This window comes from bacterium (assembly GCA_026708055.1).
In the GTDB taxonomy this organism is placed as follows: domain Bacteria; phylum Actinomycetota; class Acidimicrobiia; order Acidimicrobiales; family CATQHL01; genus VXNF01.
The window spans coordinates 31,240-51,271 of record JAPOVS010000014.1 but is presented as its reverse complement, the minus strand read 5'-3'; the positions used below and the strand labels follow the sequence as shown (position 1 = coordinate 51,271).

General features: G+C 69.5%; 15 protein-coding genes. 2 read left to right on the top strand and 13 right to left on the bottom strand.

Features of this window, described 5'->3' with window-relative positions:
* The first annotated feature begins 210 nt into the window (after positions 1 to 210).
* A complete protein-coding gene (locus OXG55_01205) occupies positions 211 to 1,959 on the top strand; it encodes a putative DNA binding domain-containing protein (protein ID MCY4101873.1) in 1,749 nt (582 codons plus the stop codon).
* A gap of 527 nt (positions 1,960 to 2,486) precedes the next feature.
* A complete protein-coding gene (locus OXG55_01200; protein ID MCY4101872.1) occupies positions 2,487 to 3,761 on the top strand; it encodes a hypothetical protein in 1,275 nt (424 codons plus the stop codon).
* Positions 3,762 to 3,901: 140 nt separating this feature from the next.
* Here OXG55_01200 and OXG55_01195 read toward each other — a convergent pair whose 3' ends face one another.
* From OXG55_01195 to OXG55_01135, 13 genes are all read right to left on the bottom strand, one after another.
* Positions 3,902 to 4,267 carry a carboxymuconolactone decarboxylase family protein gene (locus OXG55_01195; protein MCY4101871.1) on the bottom strand — a complete coding sequence of 122 codons (366 nt, stop codon included), beginning with the start codon at positions 4,265 to 4,267 and terminating at the stop codon, positions 3,902 to 3,904.
* Positions 4,268 to 4,388: 121 nt separating this feature from the next.
* Entirely contained in the window at positions 4,389 to 4,781 is a 393-nt protein-coding gene (locus tag OXG55_01190) for an acyl dehydratase (protein ID MCY4101870.1), read from the bottom strand.
* Positions 4,778 to 5,227 (bottom strand): MaoC family dehydratase N-terminal domain-containing protein, encoded by a 450-nt coding sequence (locus tag OXG55_01185; protein MCY4101869.1) that lies wholly within the window; start codon positions 5,225 to 5,227, stop codon positions 4,778 to 4,780. The genes OXG55_01190 and OXG55_01185 overlap by 4 nt, the downstream gene beginning before the upstream one ends.
* Positions 5,228 to 5,297: 70 nt before the next feature.
* On the bottom strand, positions 5,298 to 6,815 hold the full coding sequence (locus tag OXG55_01180; protein ID MCY4101868.1) for an AMP-binding protein: 1,518 nt from the start codon (positions 6,813 to 6,815) through the stop codon (positions 5,298 to 5,300).
* Positions 6,816 to 6,938: 123 nt separating this feature from the next.
* The gene (locus tag OXG55_01175; GenBank protein ID MCY4101867.1) at positions 6,939 to 8,084 is read right to left on the bottom strand and encodes an acyl-CoA dehydrogenase family protein; all 1,146 of its coding nucleotides are present in this window, start codon (positions 8,082 to 8,084) and stop codon (positions 6,939 to 6,941) included.
* A 111-nt stretch (positions 8,085 to 8,195) separates the two neighbouring features.
* Positions 8,196 to 8,432 carry a biotin attachment protein gene (locus OXG55_01170; GenBank protein ID MCY4101866.1) on the bottom strand — a complete coding sequence of 79 codons (237 nt, stop codon included), beginning with the start codon at positions 8,430 to 8,432 and terminating at the stop codon, positions 8,196 to 8,198.
* Positions 8,429 to 10,666 (bottom strand): hydantoinase B/oxoprolinase family protein, encoded by a 2,238-nt coding sequence (locus tag OXG55_01165; GenBank protein ID MCY4101865.1) that lies wholly within the window; start codon positions 10,664 to 10,666, stop codon positions 8,429 to 8,431. Before OXG55_01165 ends, OXG55_01170 begins: the two co-directional genes overlap by 4 nt.
* Entirely contained in the window at positions 10,656 to 12,767 is a 2,112-nt protein-coding gene (locus OXG55_01160; protein MCY4101864.1) for a hydantoinase/oxoprolinase family protein, read from the bottom strand. The genes OXG55_01165 and OXG55_01160 overlap by 11 nt, the downstream gene beginning before the upstream one ends.
* Entirely contained in the window at positions 12,760 to 13,743 is a 984-nt protein-coding gene (locus tag OXG55_01155) for an alpha-ketoacid dehydrogenase subunit beta (GenBank protein MCY4101863.1), read from the bottom strand. The genes OXG55_01160 and OXG55_01155 overlap by 8 nt, the downstream gene beginning before the upstream one ends.
* A complete protein-coding gene (locus OXG55_01150) occupies positions 13,736 to 14,716 on the bottom strand; it encodes a thiamine pyrophosphate-dependent dehydrogenase E1 component subunit alpha (GenBank protein ID MCY4101862.1) in 981 nt (326 codons plus the stop codon). The genes OXG55_01155 and OXG55_01150 overlap by 8 nt, the downstream gene beginning before the upstream one ends.
* Positions 14,713 to 16,425: a hydantoinase B/oxoprolinase family protein gene (locus tag OXG55_01145; protein MCY4101861.1), complete on the bottom strand. Its 1,713-nt coding sequence runs from the start codon at positions 16,423 to 16,425 to the stop codon at positions 14,713 to 14,715. Before OXG55_01145 ends, OXG55_01150 begins: the two co-directional genes overlap by 4 nt.
* Positions 16,422 to 18,500, bottom strand: coding sequence for a hydantoinase/oxoprolinase family protein (locus OXG55_01140; protein ID MCY4101860.1), 2,079 nt, complete (start codon positions 18,498 to 18,500; stop codon positions 16,422 to 16,424). The genes OXG55_01145 and OXG55_01140 overlap by 4 nt, the downstream gene beginning before the upstream one ends.
* A complete protein-coding gene (locus OXG55_01135) occupies positions 18,497 to 20,029 on the bottom strand; it encodes a sugar ABC transporter ATP-binding protein (GenBank protein ID MCY4101859.1) in 1,533 nt (510 codons plus the stop codon). The genes OXG55_01140 and OXG55_01135 overlap by 4 nt, the downstream gene beginning before the upstream one ends.
* Between the last annotated feature and the right edge of the window lie 3 nt (positions 20,030 to 20,032).

Here is a 20,032-nt window from a genome sequence, read left to right as displayed (position 1 = left end):
CGGGCCCGAGTGCCCCGCCGACACCTCAGCCGCCATCACGCCCCCGGACTCTACGTCGCCTCGGCTGCCTGTTCTGGTGCGACCGGGGAATCGCACGCCCATGTCGCGGGCAGCATCGTCGAACCGCGGGGACTCGAAACCCTAACAACCGGCAGTTGACCTGCGGAGAGTTATACTTTGTTGCAAGAAAGTATAACTCTTGGAGGCACAGTGGCGTTCCAGTTCCTCGGTCCGGACCCGTTGGAACAGCAGGTCAAGCAGGTGCTCGCGCAGCTGTCACGGGGTGAACCACCCCATCTGATCGAGACCACGCAGGTGGACGTGAAGGAGGAACCGGGGCGACGACAGGGCAGTCGCCGGATCCTCCCTGGAGAGCCCCAGAACGATGAGGCCGCCCGTCATATCGCCGGAGAGATGGCGTGCATGGCCAACACTCCCGGCGGCGGCGCGATCATCCTCGGGATCGCCGACGACGGCACCCGCATCGGCACCCGGCTCGACACCGAATGGCTCCGCCACCGCATCTGGCAGTTGACCCAGCAGAAGCTCACCGTCTCGGTTCGCTCCGGTGAACTCGACGGATGCCGGCTGCTCGTACTGACCACGGCCGAGGCGATGGAGCCGATCCGCTACAACGGACGCCTGCGCTGGCGCGTCGGTGATAGCTGCGTCGACATCGATCCGACCACGTGGCACACGGGGCGCCTCCACCGGACAGGTGTCGACTGGTCGGCGCAACCCTCCGGCCATACGATCGAGGACGTCAGTCCAGTAGCGACGCGGATCGCCCGTCGCTACTTGTCCGAGGCCGACGACGGCACCAATCGGGAACTGGCCGTCGCTCCCGAAGCCGACCTTCCCCGCCGCCTGAACCTCACCGACGGCGACGGCCGACTCACCAACGCCGGATCGCTGCTACTCGTCGAGACCCCGTGGGTGGGAATCGACTACATCCGCCGCACCGTGCCAGGAGGCGACAGCACCAATCGCACACGAAGTGCCGCTCCGCTGCTGGAGCAGGTCGCCGAGGTGGAACGCGCCGGCGCAGCGGCGAACCGCCTGGTCCATATCTCCGCGGGCTTCGCCCACCGCCAACTTCGGGCCATCCCGCCCCGGGCTCTGCGCGAGGCAGTCGTCAACGGAATCGTCCACCGGGACTGGCACTCCCCCCACCCGACCACGGTCGAGCACATCGGCGACACCCTGTCGGTCACCTCGCCGGGCGGATTCGTCGGCGGCGTCAACCCCGACAACATCATCACGCATCCGGCCGTACCCCGCTACCGCAGCCTCGCCGAGACCATGGCGGCGCTGAACCTGGCCGAGCGGGAGGGAATCGGCGTGGACCGCATGGTCATCGACATGATCTCCCAGGGACGGCCACCGCCGGACATCACCGAGATCGATGGACCGTACGTGCGTGTCGTACTCGCCGGGGGCGACCCCGACGAGGAGGTGACGGACCTCATCGCCGACATCGAGCCAGCCGTTCTGAGAGCCGACGTCGACGCGCTCCTCGTTCTGGAACATCTGAGCCGCCACGGTTGGATCGATGCCCCGACGGCCGCTCCTGTCCTGCACCGTTCGCTGCCGGAGACCGAGACCGCATTCGAACGGATCGTCCGAGCCAGGGTTCGGGGGAACTCCCTGTTGACCCGTGTCGAGGGAGGACCTAACGAACTCCCCGTTGCCTACCGCTTGGCCGACCTCCCCCGAGCGCGGCTCACGCACCGCCTCGAGCGGCCCAGCACCGTCGAGGGCCACAGGAGCCGCATCCTCAGTTTCGCCGAAGCCCGAGGTCGGATCTCCTCAACCGAAGCGGCAGACCTTCTCGGGCTCTCCGTGCCCTACGCCGGCAAGCTACTTGCGGCACTGTCCGATGTGGAACTGTTGGCACCGAGCCGCCCCAACAGGGCCGGGCGCAACTTCCACTACGTCCCCGCGCGTTCCGGCGAGTAGCGCCGGCGCAGGGCCACCCCGACCCGGCACGCCGGTCGGAACCGGCCATACGGCATGCGGGCTCGGGTGCCCCGCCGACGGTTCAGCCACCATCACGTCGCTGGACTCTACGCCCCCTGGAACACCTCTTCTCGTTGAACCGTCCGCTTGTGCAGGAGGTTCACGAAGAGAGAGCGCGACATCACGCCACTCGCCGGGCCCGGCCACCGACCCCCACATCATGACTGTCACATGCTGCCAAGCAGATGCGATGCGATCGCGACATCGGTGAACTTCTCCTGCGGCAGCTCGACAAGAGACTTCCACGGCCGCGACTCATGAGTCGCGAAGTGGGCGCGGTAGTCGTCAAGCATCCCTGTTGGGGGCGGCGGGCGGAGCCGGTCCTCGCAGCATGCCAGGTCGATGTATACCGCGTCGCCAGAGAGTGTTGCTCGGGAGGTTCTAGCCTGGAGGCCGTGCATCTCGCCGCGGCCCGCTACTACGGCGTCCTCGCTCCGGCCTGAGTCGCCTGTCCAACCGCCGCCTCGGTGTCCGCCTCCATAATGGCCTCCCTGCCGTTTGGCCGCGACGTTCCGCGCCTCGACGAACTCGTCGATCCTGCGCTGCTGTCGGACGCCATCGCCTCGGGGCTCGTGTCGGTCCGACCCGAGGGATCTCTCCGCATCCTCAACTACACGCCGCGGGCGACCTATGATCGGGTCTGGAACGGGGCCACGCTCGCGTGCCGCGGCCTGATCGTCGACGAGGCCGACCGCGTGGTGGCCCGACCGTTCCCGAAGTTCTTCGGCCCGGCCGAGCCGGACGCCCCGCCGGTGCCGGAGGGGCGGTCGATGATTGTCACCGAGAAGCTCGACGGTTCGCTCGGTATCGCCTACCACCAACCCGGCAGCGAGATCCGCGTGGCGACGCGCGGCTCGCTGACGTCGGCTCAGGCCGCGGTCGCCACCGACATCTGGCACGAGAAGTACCCCCACGTCCGCTTCGGGCATGGCGTGACCCCGCTGTTCGAGATCGTCTACCCCGGGAATCGGATCGTGACCGACTACGGCGACATGCGGGACCTCGTGCTGCTGGCGGTCATCGACATCGGTACAGGTGCTGACCTGCCGCTGGAGGTCATCGACTGGCCGGGGCCGCGTGCACCGCGGCACGACTTCGGGTCCTTCGCCGAACTCGTGGACCACGTGAGCGCCAGCGAGGAGTCGGCACGGGAGGGCTACGTGGTGCGCTTCGACACCGGATCCGACCGCCCGCACGTCCGCCTCAAGCTGAAGTTCCCCGCCTACGTGGTCACGCACCGGATGCTCACCGGGCTGACCGCGACACGGGTGTGGGAGATCGTCGCCGTCGCCGACGCCGTGCAGCGCGGCCTCAGCCGGCGGCAGGCGGCGACCCGGCTGCGGCTCGCCCCCGACGTGGTCGACACGTTGGTCGACCGTGGCCCCGACGTAGTCGGCAGCGTCCGAGCCGACCTGCCGGAGGAATTCTGGCACTGGTACGACGCCTGCGTGGCGGAGTTCCGCAGCGCCGCCGACCGGCTCATCGGCCGGTACGAGTCGCTGGTGGACCAGGCCTGCCGGGAGTCAGCTTCCGGCGACGCCCGCGCCTTCGCCGAGGCCACGCTGAGCCTGTCGTCGCAGGCCGACCTCCCCAGCGGCCCGATGTTCGCCATCGCCCAGGGGCGCCCCGACGCCTACGCGCCCATCTGGACCCAACTGCGGCCGCACGGAACGGGCGACACCCCGCAGTGGCCGTCCGCCGCCTCTCTCAGTGGGGCGAGGCCCCCGATAGTGCGCCACTGACAATCGGCCAATGTAAGAGTTGCAACAGTCCCAATGCATTGATTGCAATCTCCGGGGGCCTCGTCACGCGCAACAGAGGCGTCGCCTCCGGCGATGACTCGGTGGCGCCCTGCTCGACTTGTCCGGTGCAGATCCGGGGGCTACTCGGCGGCCATCTCCAGGGCTGACTCGTAGATCATCTGGCCGTACTGGGCCCAGGTTGCTATTCCCCCGACGTAGACGGTGAGCAGGAGGGCCTCGCGTAGGGCTTCGAGCGTTAGGCCCGCCTCGAGACCGGCCTTCAGGTGGATGAGGGCTCCCTCGGGGTTGTCGTAGACGATGTCGAGGATGATGATCAGGAGTTCCTTCATGGCCCGGTCGAGGCCGTCAGGCGAGTCGCTGTCCATGACCGAGGCCCTCGCTGCGGCCATGCCGGCGAAGAACTCCGGGGCGTGGGCTCGGAGGCCGCTGATGGGTTTCGGGACGCCGCCCAGTTGCCGCTCGTAGTGCGCATCCACGTCAGTCATCCGGTTCCTCCCTATTCGACTCGAGGAGAGCGCCGCGCAATCGACGGCAGGCGCACACGAACCCGCTGCGAAGTGGGTTCCGGCCTCCGCCGGAACGACGAGGAGCGATGCGCAACATTGCTCAGCAGTCTCCCATGGCGACCACTGCCGAACCGGTGGCGCAGACCTGGTCGTCCTGGTTTCGTTCCTCGAGTTCCAGCGTGACGAGATCGCCATCGGTCTCGACGATGCGGCCGGTGCAGGTGAGCACGTCGCCCGGCACGGCGAAGTGGCGGTTGCGCCAGCTGAACCGCCGCAGTTCGCCCCGCCCGTCGATCCAGCGCCTCACGACCTCCACGAGGAAGCAGCCGTGCAGGTGGCTCTGCACGAGCACGTCCGGATAGCCCTCCGTCTCGGCGTAGCCGCTGTCGTAGTGGATGAGGTGCGGGTTCCAGGTGGCGGCGCTGAAGCGGAACAGTTGCAAGGTCGTCGGCTCGAACACGAGGGGGTCAGGACCGTTCAGCGGATCGCTCATCGGGCGATGAAGGTCTCGCGGCACGTGGTGAGCAGCGTGCCCTCGGCCGTCGTGTATCGGCGCGTCAGACCGATGAACAGCAGGTCGCCGGACCGCCCGTGCTTCAGCTGGACGTCGCTGACCGTCGTCTCGAGCGTGACGTCGGCGCCCACCCGGGGCGGCTCGTGGAACTCGAGGTCCTGGCCGGCACCCATCAGGCGGACGTCGGCCAGCGGCACGCCCGGAACGAAGCCGCGGGCGGTGCCGTCGGGATACAGTTCGCTCTCGGCGGGACCCGCCAGCCAGCCCATGACCGAGGACAGGAACAGCGGGTGGGGCGCGTCGGACTGCATGGCGCCGGCGGCGACGGCGAAGCGCTGCGCGGCCAACGACTCGATGCGGCCGAGGTGCTCCGTGGTCGAGATCCCGACCAGCGGCAGGCACTGCTCGTACAGATCGGGGATCATCGCGACCGTCGACCGGGCGGGCGCCGCGCCGGTTCCACCAGCGGCACGCACTGCTCGTCGAGTTCAGGGATCACACCCTCAGCGCCTTCTTCTCGATCTTTCCGACCGAGGTCTTGGGGAGCGACTCCCGGAACTCGAAGACGGTCGGCACCTTGAAGGAGGCCAGGCGGGTGGCGCAGAACGCGGCGATGTCCTCGGCGGTGGCGCCTTCGCCTTCGGCCAGGACGACGAAGGCCTTCACCGCCTCGTCGCGGATCGGGTCGGGTACGCCGATGACGGCGACTTCCTCGATGGCGGGGTGCTCGATCAGGACCCGCTCGACTTCACTGGCGGAGATGTTCTCACCGGCCCGCTTGATGACGTCCTTCTTCCGGTCGAGGAAGAACACGTACCCGTCCTCGTCGAGCCAACCGTTGTCGCCGGTATGCAGCCAGCCGTCGGCGAGCGCCGCGGCCGTGGCGTCGGGATCCTTGTAGTACTCCTTGAACAAGGTCCGCCCGGGCACCCCGGAGACCACGATCTCGCCGATCTCGCCGGCCGCCGGCGGGGCGCCCTCGTCACCGATGATGCGCACCTTCCGGTCGTACAGCGGCAGGCCGATGGAGGGCCAGCGCCTGTCGCCGAAGACCGGGGCCATGGTCACCAGCGTCATGGCCTCCGAGAGCCCGTAGCCGTTGATCAACGCCACGCCGAAGCGCTCCTCAAAGCGCTTCTTCTCGTCGTCGGTGACGTTGATGGCGTAGAAGACCCGCTCGAGGCTGTGGTGGGTGTCGGTTGGCGCCGGCGGCTGCGCCAGCAGGGTGCGCAGTTGCATCGCCACGAGGCTGGTCTGTGTTGCCCGGTGGGCGCGCATCTGCTCCCAGAAGCGGCGGGCGCTGAACTCCTGCAGCAGGATGCAGGTTCCGGCTGCGGTGAGCGCCGACAGCACCGTCACCGACTGGGCGTTGACGTGGAAGGTCGGCAGCGAGGTGAGGCAGCGTGCGTCGTCGCCGAGGGTCATCGCCGCGGCGACCCGCTCGCCGGACCACAGGCAGTTGGCGTGGGTCAGCACCACGCCCTTGGGTCGTGACGTGGTGCCCGAGGTGAACAGGATCTCGACCGGGTCCTCCGAGCCGAGCCGGGGCCGGGGAGGCTCGCCCCCGGCCGGCATCCACGCTTCGGACTCATCGGTGCGCAGCACGTGGCGCACGGCGGCGATGCCGGCGGCCGCGGCCTGCGCGGTCTCCAGCAGCAGCGGCTCGGTGATCAGCAGCTCCGAGTCGGAATAGTCGAGCACGTAGCGCAACTCGTCGGCCGTGTTGGCGACGTTGGACGGCACCGCGACACCGCCGATGGTCGCCAGACCGAACCAGGCGAACAGGAACTCCGGACAGTTCCGCAGGTGCAGCGTGACCTTGGTGCCGGGCTGCACCCCCAAGTCGGCGAGCCCCGCCGCCGCGGCGTCGACGGCTGCGGTGAACTCGGCGTAGCTGTACTCCCGGACCGCCCCCGCGGCGTCCTCGAACACCAGGAACGGGTGCCCGGGCCGCCGGGACGCCCGCTCGTCCAGCAGGTCCCGCAGGGTGCGGTCACCGACCCGGTCACTCATTGCCAGGATTCCTAGGAGTTCGCCGAGAAGTCCGGGACGGGCATTGGCCGGGCCGCTGGACGATGGATTCCGGCCTTCGCCGGAAAGGCAAGGGAGCGGGTCGCAGCATCACCCGGCGGTCCCTCAGTCCTTGGCGGCCGAGCCGAGGGCGTCGCGGGCGATCATCCAGCGGTGGATCTCCGAAGTGCCGTGGCCGATGCGCCACACCCGCACCTGGCGGTAGAAGCTCTGCACGGGCAGTTCCTTGCTGTAGCCGAGACCGCCGAGGATCTGCAGGCACCGGTCGGTCACCCGCTGAGCCATCTCGGTGGCGTACAGCTTGGCCATGAAGGCGTGCGTCTGGTTGGGCTCGCCGTCGTCGTGGGCCACCGCGGCCCGGTAGGTCAGCATCCGGGCCGCTTCCAACTCGACCAGCGAGTCGGCGATCATCCACTGGACGGCCTGGCGGGAAGCGATCTTCTTGCCCCACGTGGAGCGCTCCCGGGCCCAGTCGGTGGCGATGTCGATGGACCGCTGGGCGATGCCGAGCTGGTAGGCGGCGATCTTGACCCGCCCGTGGGTCAGCTGGTCGTAGGTGATCTTCCAGCCGCCGCCCACCTCGCCTACCCTCTGGTCGTCGGGCACCACGCAGTCGGTGAAGACGAGTTCGTGCGGTTCCCAGTCGTCGCCCATCGTGGGGATGGAGCGGGCAACCTCGAAGCCGGGCGTCCCCTTCTCCACCAGGAAGCACGTGACCCCTCTGGCGCCGGCGGCACGGTCCACCGTGGCGAAGAGGATGACGAAGTCGGCGCGCGGCACGAACGAGATGAACAGCTTGGAGCCGTTGATGATCCAGCTGTCACCGTCGGCCTGTGCCGTCGTGGCCAGCCCGGCGATGTCGGAGCCCGCGCCGGCCTCGGTGAAGGCGTAGGCGCAGCGCTTCTCGCCCGCGATGATCGGGTGGAACCACTCCTGCTTCTGCTCGTCGGTGCAGTGGTAGAGGGCCGGCTCGGGCTCACCGCCGAAGTCGAACATGGCCGGGTGCTTGTACAACTCCTCGGCCACGAGGGCCGCTCCCAGGTGGCTCAGCCCGCCCCCGCCGTATTCCTCGGGCACCTCCAGCGCCCAGAACCCCTGGTCCCGGGCCTTCAGTTCCAGCGCGGTGCGGGTCTCGGAGGTCAGGCGGCCGTCGCGCAGGAACCGCTGCTCCAGCGGCATCAGCTCGCGCTCGCGGAACCGCCGCACGCTGTCCACGAGCATCGTCAACTCGTCGGGGATCTCGAAATCCATCGGTCAGTCCTGGGCGCGTGCAGAGCAGACCGGCGGCAATCCGGACCCAAACGCCGGACAGTGGATCCCGGCCTCGGCCGGAATGATGATGAGATCAGGCCCCAGCATCACTCAGCCCTCTTCAAGCACCGCAAGCGGCGTGAACACCGGCACCTCGAGGCCCTCGGGGATGAGGATCTCGGTGATGGTCCCGTCGTACTCGGCCATCACCTCGGTCTCCACCTTGTCGGTCTCGATGATGAGCAAGATCTCACCCTTGGTTATGCGGTCGCCGACGCTCTTGCGCCATTCGATGACGGTGCCGGTCTCCTGGGTGAGCCCCATCCGCGGCATCACGATCTGCTTCATGGCACCACCAGCCTGACGTCGTCGAGCACTTCGTCGCCCGCCCGGGCGACCTCGGTGGCGAGGCGCCGCGCGCAGCCCGGGCAGTAGAAGCAGCGGAACTGCATCGGCGACTCGATGAAGTCCTCAGTGTTGCCGACCCGCGGCCCGGCGCGGGTCAGGGGCAGGTCCTCGCGGATGCATCCGGACTTGTAGTCGTCGCCCGCGGCTGCCAGCGCCGTCCGGCAACCGGCGCAGACGATGGTGCCGCCGTTGGACGTCCCGACGATCGCCAGATGTTCGGAGAGTTCCACGAGCGTCGGCCCCTCGACGATGCCACCGCCGTTCGGCGACCCCAGCGCCAGGCGGCGGCGGCGTTCGGCCTCCCGCCGCCGCTCGGTCGCCGCCGGGTCACCGGGCACCACGAGATACACCGCCCCGGCAGCGCCCTCGCTGACCGACCCCGCCTCGATGTCCGCCGCAACATCGCTCGGCAGCCGCTCGATGGGATCGCCGTAGCCGCCGGAGGCCGTGAAGCCGAACTCGAACACATCGACGCCGGACTGGACGAGCTCGGTCTTGGGCGGCGGCGCGGCGTCGCCGCCGCTGAGTTCGTCGAGGCTGGCGGGGATGCGCCCGCCGCCGAGCATCTCGGCGATGTCGGTGCCGTCGCGATAGCGGTACCAACTCGTGCCGCCCGGCAGCCCCCCGGCCACACCGCTTGCGCTCGGCACCGCCACACCTGCCCCGATCAGCACGTGGTTCACCTCGCCGGTGCGGTGCGGGATGAACGCCATCGAGGCGGCGTTGCCTCCCCGGTGGGCACCGGCGCCACCGCTGTCGGGGGTCTCCCGGCGGTACAGCGTGAGGATCGGGTAGCTCTGCTCGTTGAACTCCACGTTCGGCGCCACCGAGAACGGGTCCCAGTAGAGCCCGCCGGTCGACACCCCGTCACGGGTGGAGAAGGCACCGACCGAGCCGAGTAGGTGGTCGGTCAGGATGGTGCCGAAGTTGGCGCCCCGCTGGTCGATCCCGTGCAGGGTCACAAGAGCGGTCTGGGAGTGGCCTCCCGGCGCCACAACCCCGGCTCGCAGCGACGGCGCCGCGGCCACCATCTTCACCAGGCACTCGTGGGCCAGATCGATGGCCATCTGGGTGGCGAAGGCGGGCGCGCAGCTCGTGGCGCCGGGGTGCTCCACCGACAGGATCGTGCCGGCCGACGGCTCGAAACGGAGGTGGCGCAGCGCCCCGCCCACGGCGAACAGCATGTCGAAGCACAGGAACGAGTTGAGCACCGCCAGGATGCCGCCCCGCCAGCCAGCGAAGCTGGTGTTGAGCGACCCGGTCTGGGGATGGCTGCCCTCGTTGTCGAACGTGAGCGTGTGGCTCTGCTTGCGGACGCGCATGCGGCCCTCGTAGACCCCGCGGTCGCCGGGATGGGCGGTCTCGAGGTAGCCCCTGGCCTTCCAGGTGCCGTCGGGGATGACGTCGAGCTTGGCCAGGAAGGCGCTCTCGGCGTCGTCGAGGATCTTGCGCATCACCCCCTTGACGACGCGGGGTCCGTAGCGGTTGATCAGCCGGTACAGCCCCTCGCGGGCCACGTTGTTGCCGGCGATCTGGGCGCGCAGATCGAGTCCCATGATCCGGGGGAGGCGGCTGTGCCGCAGATACATGTCGACCACGTCGGCGCGCAGCTCGCCGGCCTCCACCACCTTGATGGGAGGTATCGGCGTGGGCTCGTCGAAGACATCGGTGGCGTCGACGCAGAAGCTCCCCGGCGTGTTGCCCCCGATGTCGTACTGGTGCAGGGCGTTGGCCGTCCAGGCGAACAGCTCGCCCTCCCAGAACACCGGGCACAGCACGAAGACGTCGCTCTGGTGATGGGTCCCGATCATCGGGTCGTTGGAAAGGAACATGTCGCCGTCGCGGATGCCGGGGTTGGTGCTGCGGTTCTCCAGCACCCACTTCACCACGAGGTCGGTCATGCCGGAGAAGAACTGGATGTACGGACCGAAGTACACGAACTCGCCACGCTCGGTGAGGATCGACGGGTTGAAGTCATGGGCGTACACGGCGACCGGCGACCCGGAGACGTTCGCCAGGGTCAGCCCGTGCTCCTCGTTGATGTTCCAGAGGTTGTGCCGGATGACCTCGTAGGTGATCGGGTCGATCTCGGAGGAGAAGTCCCCCGAGAGTCTCAGCCCCGGATCGATCGCGATCTCGGCGGGGGGCACGTAGAACCCGCCCTCAAGCGCCATGGCGAGCCACCTCCAGGACCAGGTTGCCGAGCGCGTCCTGGCGGCAGACGTCTCCCGGACCGACCGCCACAGTGGTGGTGGCCAACTCCACGATCGCCGGGCCGGTGATCGTGCGCCCCGGCGCCAGGTCGTCGCGCCGGAAGATCGGCGTGTCGGTGAAGCCGCCCAACTCGGGCCAGTGCTTGGGGCGGCTCCGGGTGCTTCGCGCCGGTTCGTCGGCCTCGACGTCGTCGGTTGCGAGAGTGGGCTTGTTGATCGTGCCCACCGCCTCGACGGACACGGAGACGAACTCGAACCCCGCCTCGGCGTATCCCGACCCTGCGCCATAGCGGTCCTCGTACGCCCGCTCGAACGCCTCGATGGCCGCGGCGATCTCACGGTCGCCGATCTGGCCGCCGGCGAGCGGCACGGTGAGCTCGTGCACCTGCAGCCCATAGCGGATGGCCGCGAAGCGCCGCAGAGCAACGTCGGCCGGCGCCACGCCCTCGGCCTCGAGCTGCTGGCGGGCCCGCTGCTCCAGAGCCTTCACGTTGGCCTCCACGGCGGCCGCGTCGACCGGCGCGATCATCAACTCTGCCGCCTCGTACACATGAAGCACGTCGGAGGCGGCGATGCCGAACGCCGACCACACCGAGGCGGCCTCCGCCAGCGGCACGACGACCGTGCCGATGCCGAGCTCCCGGGCGAAAGCGGCGGCGTGGAGCCCGCCCGCGCCGCCGTAGCTGTAGAGCACGAAGTCCGACGGGTCGAAGCCCTTCTCGATGGTCATGCGCCGCAGCAGGTCGGCCATCAGCGCCTCGGTGATGCGCAGCACGCCGGCCGCGGCGATCGCGGTGTCCATCCCCAGCGGCACCGCGATACCGGCGAGCGCCGATTCCGAAGCGGCCGCATCCAGCGGCAACTCGCCGCCGAGGAAGAAGTCGGGGCAGATCCCGCCGAGGACGACGTGCGCGTCGGTCACCGACGGCGTCGTCCCGCCGCGGCCGTAGCAGGCCGGCCCCGGATCGGCGCCGACACTGTGGGGGCCGACGTGGAGATTCCGGTTCTCGTCCACCCAGGCGATGGAGCCTCCCCCGCTGCCGATCGAGCGCACGTCGATGTTGGGCACGTAGTACTTCAACTGCCCGATGGTCCGGTCGCCCGAGCGCACCGGCTCGAAGTCGCGCACGAGGCCCACGTCGAAGCTGGTGCCACCCATGTCCGTGGCGATGACGTTCGGGTGCCCGAGCATCCGGGCCAGGTAGCGCGTCCCCGTGATGCCACCGACCGGGCCCGAATCCAGCAGCAGCACCGGCAGCCGCTTCGCCTCCGCCGCCGGCACGCAGCCACCGCTGCACGTCATCAACAGGAACTGCCCCCCGTAGTCCAGGTCACCCAGCCGACCCTCGATGCCCTCCACGAAGCGGGCCGTCAGGTCGCCGAGCGAGGCGTTGATCACCGCCGCCATCCAGCGCTCGTACTCACCCCAGCGCGCCACCACCTCGCTGGATGTCGTCACGAACAGCCCCGGCGCCGCCGCTCGCACGATCTCCTTCGCCTCGCGCTCGTGGCGATCGTTGATGAACGACCACAGGAAGCACACGGCGATGGCATCCACACCGTCCGCCACCAGACGCTCCACGCCGGCGGTCACCTGCTCGCGGTCGAGGCCCACAACGACGTCGCCGAAACAGTCGACGCGCTCGTCCACCTCGACGATCCTCGAGCGCGGCACGATCGGGTCGGGCTTGTCGGTGAGGTGCACGGCGAGGGCCTCGGCCACGGGACGGCCGGCATTGCGGCCGTGACCCCGCATGATCGCCACCACGTCGCGGTGTCCCCGGGTGACGATCATGCCGACCCGCGCCCCGCGCTGCTGGAGCACCGCGTTCGTGCCGATCGTGCTGCCCACGATGAGGTGGCTGGTTGCGGCGAGGAGCTCCCGGAGGTCTTGCCCCAGTGCACCGGCTGCCGCGCCCATGGCGTCGAAAACGCCGCGCGCCAACTCGGTCGGCGTGGACGGCGACTTGGTCTGCGTCAGCCTCCCGCGGTCATCGAGGACGACGCAGTCGGTGAATGTTCCGCCGGTGTCGATCGCGCAGACATACCGCCGATCAGCCATGAGCGCAGGCGCTGTGGGCGGCGGCGACGATCCCCTCGGCGTTCGGGATGACGCGCTGCTCGAGGACCGGGCTGAAGGGCACGGGCACGTCCTCGCCGGCCACGCGCATGATCGGCGCCCGGAGATCGGCGAAGCCCTTCTCGGCGACGATGGCCGCCACCTCGGCCCCGAACCCGCTGCGGCGCCACGACTCGTGGGTCACGACGAGGCGACCTGTCCTGGCGACAGAAGCCAGCACGGTCTCCTCGTCGAGCGGCACGAGCGTGCGGAGGTCGATCACCTCGGCCTCGATGCCGTCGGTGGCCAGTCGTTCAGCGGCGGCGAGCGCCTGAGCCATCATGATCCCGTAGCCGACGATCGACACGTCGGTGCCGGAGCGCCGGACCGCCGCCTGACCGAAGGGCGTGAGATGCTTCCCCTCGGGCACCGGTCCGCGCGTGCGGAGCAACCGCTTGTGCTCGAGGAAGATCACCGGGTTGTCGTCGCGGATTGCGGTCTTCAGCAGTCCCTTGGCATCGGCCGGCGTCGACGGCATGACGACTTTGAGGCCGGGGAAGTGAGCGAAGATCGCCTCGTAGGCGCCCGAGTGCTGCGTGGCCGCCGAGTTCACCACCCCGTCGTAGGCGCGGATCACCATCGGCACGTCGCACTGGCCGCCGAAGGTGTAGCGGGCTCGGGCCACCTGGTCGCCGATCTCGTCCATCGCCCGAAGCATGAAGTCGGCGAAATGCAGCCCCACGATCGGCCGCATGCCGGTCATCGCAGCCCCGAGGGCCGTGTTGGTCGTGGCCCCCTCACAGATCGGCGTGCCGATCAGCCGGTGGTCGCCGAACTCCTGGGCGATGCCCTTGAAGATCGGGAAGCTGCCGCCGCGCACGCCGGAGTCCTCACCGATGGCGAAGACACGGTCGTCGCGTGCCATCTCCTCGCGCACCGCCTCGAGGGTCGCTTCGAGGAACGTCGTCTCCCTACTCACCGGAATCACCCCCGTACACCCCGAGAAGCGCGGATTCGGGATCGGGCAGCGGCGCCGCCTCGGCGAACTCGACGGCGTCGTCGATCTCCGCCTGGGCGCCGGCGAGCACGCCGTCGAACGTCCCCTGGTCGACACCCGCCTCGGCCAGCCGCCGGCTGAGCCGCAGGATCGGATCCTTCGCCAGCCACGCCTCGATCTCCTCCGCGGGCCGGTAGTGGCGGCCGGAGTCGCCGCCGTGGTGACCGCGATGGCGGTAGGTCTTGGCCTCCACGAGGGCCGGCCGCCCGGTCGACCGCACCACATCGGTGACCTCGGTCATCACGTCGAGCACCGTCAGCACGTCGTTACCGTCGACGATCTCGCCCGGTATGCCGTAGCCGGTGTGGAAGTCGGCGACGTTGGGCACGTTGAGCATCTTCTGCACCGGCGCCTCATGGGCGTAGCCGTTGTTCTCGCAGACGAACAGGACCGGCACCCCCATGGACGACGCCAGGTTCAGGTTCTCGTGGAAGGCGCCGTTGCTCGAGGCGCCCTCGCCGAAGAACGCCACCGCGATGTTGCCGGACTCCCGGAACTTGGAGGACAGGGCTGCGCCCACGGCGATCCCGAGCCCGGCGCCGACGATGGCGTTGGCACCGAGCATGTTGACGCCGAAGTCCGAGACGTGCATGGACCCGCCTCGGCCGCCGTTCTGCCCGCCGGCCTTGCCGTACAGTTCGCACATCGTCGCCCGCAGGTCGGCGCCCTTGGCGAGGCAGTGGCCGTGGCCCCGGTGCGTGGAAGTCACGTAGTCGCCCTCCTCGAGGACCTCGCAGGTCCCCACGGCCGAGGCTTCCTGGCCGATCGAGGTGTGGAGGAATCCCGGAATGCGACCCTCGCGGTTCAGCCGCTCGATCGTCTCCTCGAACGTGCGGATCCGGGCCATCTTCACGAGCAGTTCGAGCATCCGCTCGATCGAGGTGTGGTGGCTCATCTCATCCCCCTCAGCGCTGCCGTCTCCGCCTCGTCGACCCGGTCGTCGGCGATGACGACGCCGTAGTCGCGGCGCGCCCCGGAGACTGTAACCCAGCCCTCCAGGACGTCGTGCAGGACCGCAGCGGGATCGCGCCGGAGCGGATCGCCGTAGCCGCCGGAGCCGCAGGTGCGGAAGCTGATGACGTCGTCGGGGCCGATGTCCACGATGGACTTCGAGTGCAGGTCGGCCTCATCGGGCCGATCGGGGTTCAACACGATGTTGCCGAGCGACCCGGCACCGCCGCCGAACAGGCCCCAGGGGGGAAAGACGTGACGATCGTGGAGGTTGGTGACCCGGGCCAGATCAGCCAGGTTCCGCACGTCGCGACGCACGGCCATGCCACCCCGGTACGTGCCGGGCCCGGCGCTGTCGGGAATGAAGCCGAAGCGGTCGATGATGACCGGCCACTTCGCCTCGTGGATCTCGATGGGGATGTTGCCGGTGTTGAAGCCCGACACGAGCCCGTCGCACCCGTCCTTGAAGGGTCTAGCGCCGGTGCTGCCGAAAGTGAGGTCGTAGTACACCCAGGGACGCTCGGCCTCGAGGTCCACACCGCCGATCGTGGAGTTGGCGAGTTGCGAGGACGACGCCACGACCTGGTCCGGCACGGCCTGGGCCAGGCAGCCCTGCACGCCGTCGACGAGGTAGCGCGCCACGATCGCCCGGCCGCCGGTCGGCGACGGGTAGCGGGCGTTGAAGAAGCAGTGCGGCGGCGCGGACACCTCGATGGGCCGCATGGTCCCGGAGTTGAGCGGCACGCGAGGACCAACGACCGAGAGTGAGGCGTGAAGCGTGTAAGCCGTCGTGAACGCCAGGTAGGAGTTGACGCCCGAGCGGGTGACCGGGCTGGATCCGGTGTAGTCGGCGACGATCCTGCCGTCGCCGACGGTCATGGCCAGCTGCATCCGGATCGGATCGGTGTCGGGCCCGAAGTCGTCGATGTGATCGACGAACTCGTAGCGCCCGGCGGGGATGGCGCCGATGTGCTCCCGCATGGCCAGATGCGAGCGTTGGAGGAGTTCGTCGGTCGCCGCCCGGTAGGTCTCCAGACCGAACCGGTCGATGAGTTCGCAGACCTTGGCGGCGCCCACCATGTTGGCGTTGAACTGGCCCCGCAGATCGCCGACCACCTGATCCGGGATCCGGACGTTGGTGGCGATCAGGTCCAGCACCTCGCGGATCGGCTTTCCCTCCGAGAAGTACTTGACCGGCAGGATCCGGATCCCCTCCTGGTGGATGTCGACGATGCCGATGATCGCCTGGCTGCCGGGCGCGGCGCCGCCGACGTCGACGTGGTGGGCGGTCACCACCGTGAAGCCGACGATCTCGTCGCCGTAGAAGATGGGCGCGATCGAGAAGATGTCCGGGAAGTGGCCCGAGTTCATCGTCGGGTCGTTCACCAGGAAGGCGTCGCCCGGCCGCATCTCCTCGGTCGGGTACGCCGCCACGACGCCGGCGACCGCCGTCGGGCTCGTACCCAGATGACCGGGCGCGTAGTTGCCCGCCCCGATCATGTCGCCTGCGGCGTTGAACACCGATGCCGAGCAGTCCTCCCCCTCTCGCACCGCCTCGGAGAACGAGGTGCGCCGCAGCGCCCAGCCCATCTCCTCGGCGATCGCCACGACGCCCCCGGAGATGACGGCCAGGGTGAGCGGATCGACCGTCACGGCGCCTCCCCCACCGACACCACGAGGTTCTGCCACTCGTCGACCACGGCCGCCGCGCCGGGCGGGATGACCGTGGTGGACTCGCGTTCCTGCACGATGGCCGGCCCGTCGATGCTCGTCGCCGGACTCAAGCGGTAGCGGTCCCACACCGGGCTCTCCACGAAACCGGCTCCGGGGAAATAGCAGTCCCTGCTGCCTCTCGCCGCTGCGTCCGCCGCGTCGCCCCGCTCAACCCGAGGCAGCTCGAACGGAGGCGCCGGGGCCGCGGCGGTCACGCGGTAGTCGACGATCTCCAGTTCCCCTTGGGGCTCCGCGTAGCCGTAGATCCGCTCGTATGTCGCGAGGAACCGCGCCCTGGTTGCCGCCACGTCGCCGTCGCCGAGACGCCCCGGCGGCATCCCGATGGCCACCTCGTAGCCCTGACCGACGTAGCGCATCAGCGCGTTGCGGACGAACCCGGCGCCCTCTGTGGCGTCCGCCTCGGCCAGACCGGCCGCTCCCCGCTCCTCGAGTTCGGCGAACACCTCGTTCATCTGCTTGAGGCTGCCGGTCTCGAGCCGGGTGACGAGCGTGCGCACGAACTCGAACTTGATCGGGGCGAAGAGCAGACCCATGGCGCTGCTGACGCCGGCGTTGGCGGGAACGAGGATCTCCCGGCTGCCCAGTTCGGTGGCGATGCTCACCGCGTGGGCCGGACCGGCGCCGCCGAACGCCACCACACCGAAGTCCCGGGGGTCGAAGCCCCGCTGGATCGTCATGGCCCGCATGGCGTTGGCCATGCTGGCGTTGGCGACGGCATGGACGGCGTAGGCACCCTCCTCGAGCGGCAGGTCCAGCCGGTCGCAGATGTCCCGTTCGATGACCCGGCGCGCCGCGGCGGTATCGAGGACGAGGTCGCCGCCGAGGAAGTAGTCCGCATCCAGGTAGCCGAGCACCAGATTGGCGTCGGTCACCGTCGGGGCGTCGCCCCCGTACCCGTAGCACGCCGGCCCGGGGCTGGCACCGGAACTCTCGGGACCGACCGCAAGCACGCCGAGTTCGAGGTGGGCGATGCTGCCGCCGCCGGTGCCCACCTCGATCAGATCCACCGCCGGCGTGGTGATCGGCAATCCGCTGCCCGGGCGGAGCTTCGTGGTCGGCGCCACCTCGAAGTCCTCCACCATCTGGGGCTCGCCGTCCTGCAGGATCGAGACCTTGGCGGTCGTGCCGCCCATGTCGAAGGCGATAATCCGATCCCGCCCCGACACCCGCCCGAGGATGCCGGCCATGAGCGCACCGGCCGCCGGCCCGGACTCGACGAGCGTCACGGGATGGCGCTTGAGCGCGTCGACGACCGCCAACCCGCCGCTGCACTGCATGACGTGCAGGGGGCGGGAGATACCGAGGCGGCCGAGCGACGCCTGCATCCCGTCGAGGTACCCGCTCACACGCGGCTTCACGTACGCATTGATCACGGTTGTGCTCGATCGCTCGTACTCCCGCCACTTCGGGCTGACGTCGCTCGACAGCGACACCAGCAGCCCGGGCGCCACGTCGGCGGCGACCTCCCGTACACGGTGCTCGTGGTCAGGGTTGACGTAGGCGTGGAACAGCACGACGGCCACCGACTCGATGCCGCGGGCGGCGATCTCGGCGATCAACTCCGCCGTCCGTCGCTCGTCCAGGGCGACCAGCACGGACCCGTCGGCCGCCATCCGCTCGGGCACCTCGAGGATGTCGCGGCGGTCCACGAGCGGCGCCGGCTTGTCGTAGAACAGGTCGTGGGACACTGCCCGCTTCTGGCGCTGGAGGTGCAGGACGTCGCGGAACCCCTCGGTCGTGAGCAGTGCCGTGCGTCCCCCGCTGCGCTCGATCACCAGGTTGGATGCAACCGTCGAGGCATGGGCGAGATAGTCGACGGCGCCCGCCTCGATGTTGGCCGCATCGATCAGAGCCTCGAAGCCGGCGATCGCCCCGATGCTGGGATCCGGCGATGTCGAGAGGACCTTGGTGATCGTGAAGCGGCCCGTTGCGGCGTCCTGCAGGACGAGATCGGTGAAGGTCCCGCCGACGTCACTGGCGGCGCGGCGCATCATGCCACCAACGACGACTCGCCCTGGCAGGCCTGCAGCAGCGAGTCCTCGGTGATCTCATCGCCGACGAGTTCGGCCGCGGCGCGCCCGCGCCACAGCACCAGCACCCGCGTGCAGACGTTGGCCAGCTGCTCCAGATCGGAGGAGAAGATCGCCACGGCGGCCCCCGCCTCGGTGGCAGCGCGGACGATTTCCAGGATCTCCTTGCGGGCACCGGCGTCCACGCCCTGGGTGGGTTCGTCCAGCAGCAGCACGTCGGGCTCGCCCTGGAGCCATTTGGCGAGGACGATCTTCTGCTGGTTGCCGCCGCTGAAGTTGGAGACCTTCTGGTCGGCAATCGGCGGCTGCACACGGAACATCTGCATGAGGCCCTTCGCCCTGGTGGATTCCTCGCGCCCGTTCAGCCAGGCCCGGCGATAGTACTCCCGGAGCACCGGAAGCGAGATGTTCTCGGCCGCGGTCGCATCCAGCCAGACGCCGTCCCGCTGCCGGTTGCCCGGCACCAGCACGACGCCGGCTCGCAGCGTCGCGGCCGGCGACCGTCCGAGCACCCGATCGTCGCCGCGGCGGGCGACGCCGGCGGCGGGGGCCTGCACGCCCGTCAGCAGGTAGGGCAACTCCTGCTGGCCCATGCCCGCCAGGCCCGTGACCCCCAGGATCTCGCCGTGGCGCAGCTCGAAGGAGAGGTCGTCGACGATCTCCCCGGTCACGTGCTCGGCGACCATCGCCACGTCGCGGCTGCCGGCCGGATCCAGCCGGGCCGGGTAGAAATCGCCCAGCTCGCGGCCGAGCATGTGGGCGATGATCCGGGCCTCGGTCGTGGTGGCGGCGTCGACGTCGGCGACGGCCCGCCCGTCGCGCAGCACCACGACACGGTCGGCCACCTCGACCACCTCATGGAGATGATGGCTGATGAAGATGACGCTGGACCCGCTCTCGGCGACCGTGCGCATCACCCGCATCACCCGCTGCGCCTCCGCTCCGGTGAGATACGAGGTCGGCTCGTCCAGGATCAGGATGTGCCGGTGCGCGTGGCTGGAGAGCTCGCGGGTCGCCCGGACGATGGCGACGCTGGCACGCTCCGCGGGCGCCAGATCGCCGACCCGTGCCCCAGGATCCACGTCGACGCCGAACCGCTCCAGGAGTTCGACGCTCCGGGACCGCTCGCGACGCCAGCGCACGGGCCGCAACCCCGACGAGCCGTAACTCGAGGAGACCCCGAGATTCTCGACGACGGTCATCTCGTCGACCAGCGCCAGATCCTGGTGGATGACGGCGATCCCGAGTTCGCCGGGATTGTTGACGGGGAACGACAACGGCCGGCCGAACACCTCGCCCGTCGCGCCCCTCTCGGGCGTGTGGTAGCCGCTCAGGACCTTGACGAGCGTGGACTTGCCGGACCCGTTCTCGCCGACCAGACCCAGGATCTCGCCGCGCCGCAGCCGGAGGTCCACCCCCACGAGCGCGTGCACTCCGCCGAAGCGCTTGCTGACCGCGCGAACGTCGAGAGCCGGATCGGTCGGAGTCGCCACCCG

Excerpts from the sequence above, each read along its gene's own strand:
- OXG55_01195 (MCY4101871.1), bottom strand. The coding sequence starts at position 4,267 with ATGACTGACGTGGATGCGCACTACGAGCGGCAACTGGGCGGCGTCCCG.
- OXG55_01190 (MCY4101870.1), bottom strand. The coding sequence starts at position 4,781 with ATGAGCGATCCGCTGAACGGTCCTGACCCCCTCGTGTTCGAGCCGACG.
- OXG55_01185 (MCY4101869.1), bottom strand. The coding sequence starts at position 5,227 with ATGATCCCCGATCTGTACGAGCAGTGCCTGCCGCTGGTCGGGATCTCG.
- OXG55_01180 (MCY4101868.1), bottom strand. The coding sequence starts at position 6,815 with ATGAGTGACCGGGTCGGTGACCGCACCCTGCGGGACCTGCTGGACGAG.
- OXG55_01175 (MCY4101867.1), bottom strand. The coding sequence starts at position 8,084 with ATGGATTTCGAGATCCCCGACGAGTTGACGATGCTCGTGGACAGCGTG.
- OXG55_01170 (MCY4101866.1), bottom strand. The coding sequence starts at position 8,432 with ATGAAGCAGATCGTGATGCCGCGGATGGGGCTCACCCAGGAGACCGGC.
- OXG55_01165 (MCY4101865.1), bottom strand. The coding sequence starts at position 10,666 with ATGGCGCTTGAGGGCGGGTTCTACGTGCCCCCCGCCGAGATCGCGATC.
- OXG55_01160 (MCY4101864.1), bottom strand. The coding sequence starts at position 12,767 with ATGGCTGATCGGCGGTATGTCTGCGCGATCGACACCGGCGGAACATTC.
- OXG55_01150 (MCY4101862.1), bottom strand. The coding sequence starts at position 14,716 with ATGAGCCACCACACCTCGATCGAGCGGATGCTCGAACTGCTCGTGAAG.
- OXG55_01140 (MCY4101860.1), bottom strand. The coding sequence starts at position 18,500 with ATGATGCGCCGCGCCGCCAGTGACGTCGGCGGGACCTTCACCGATCTC.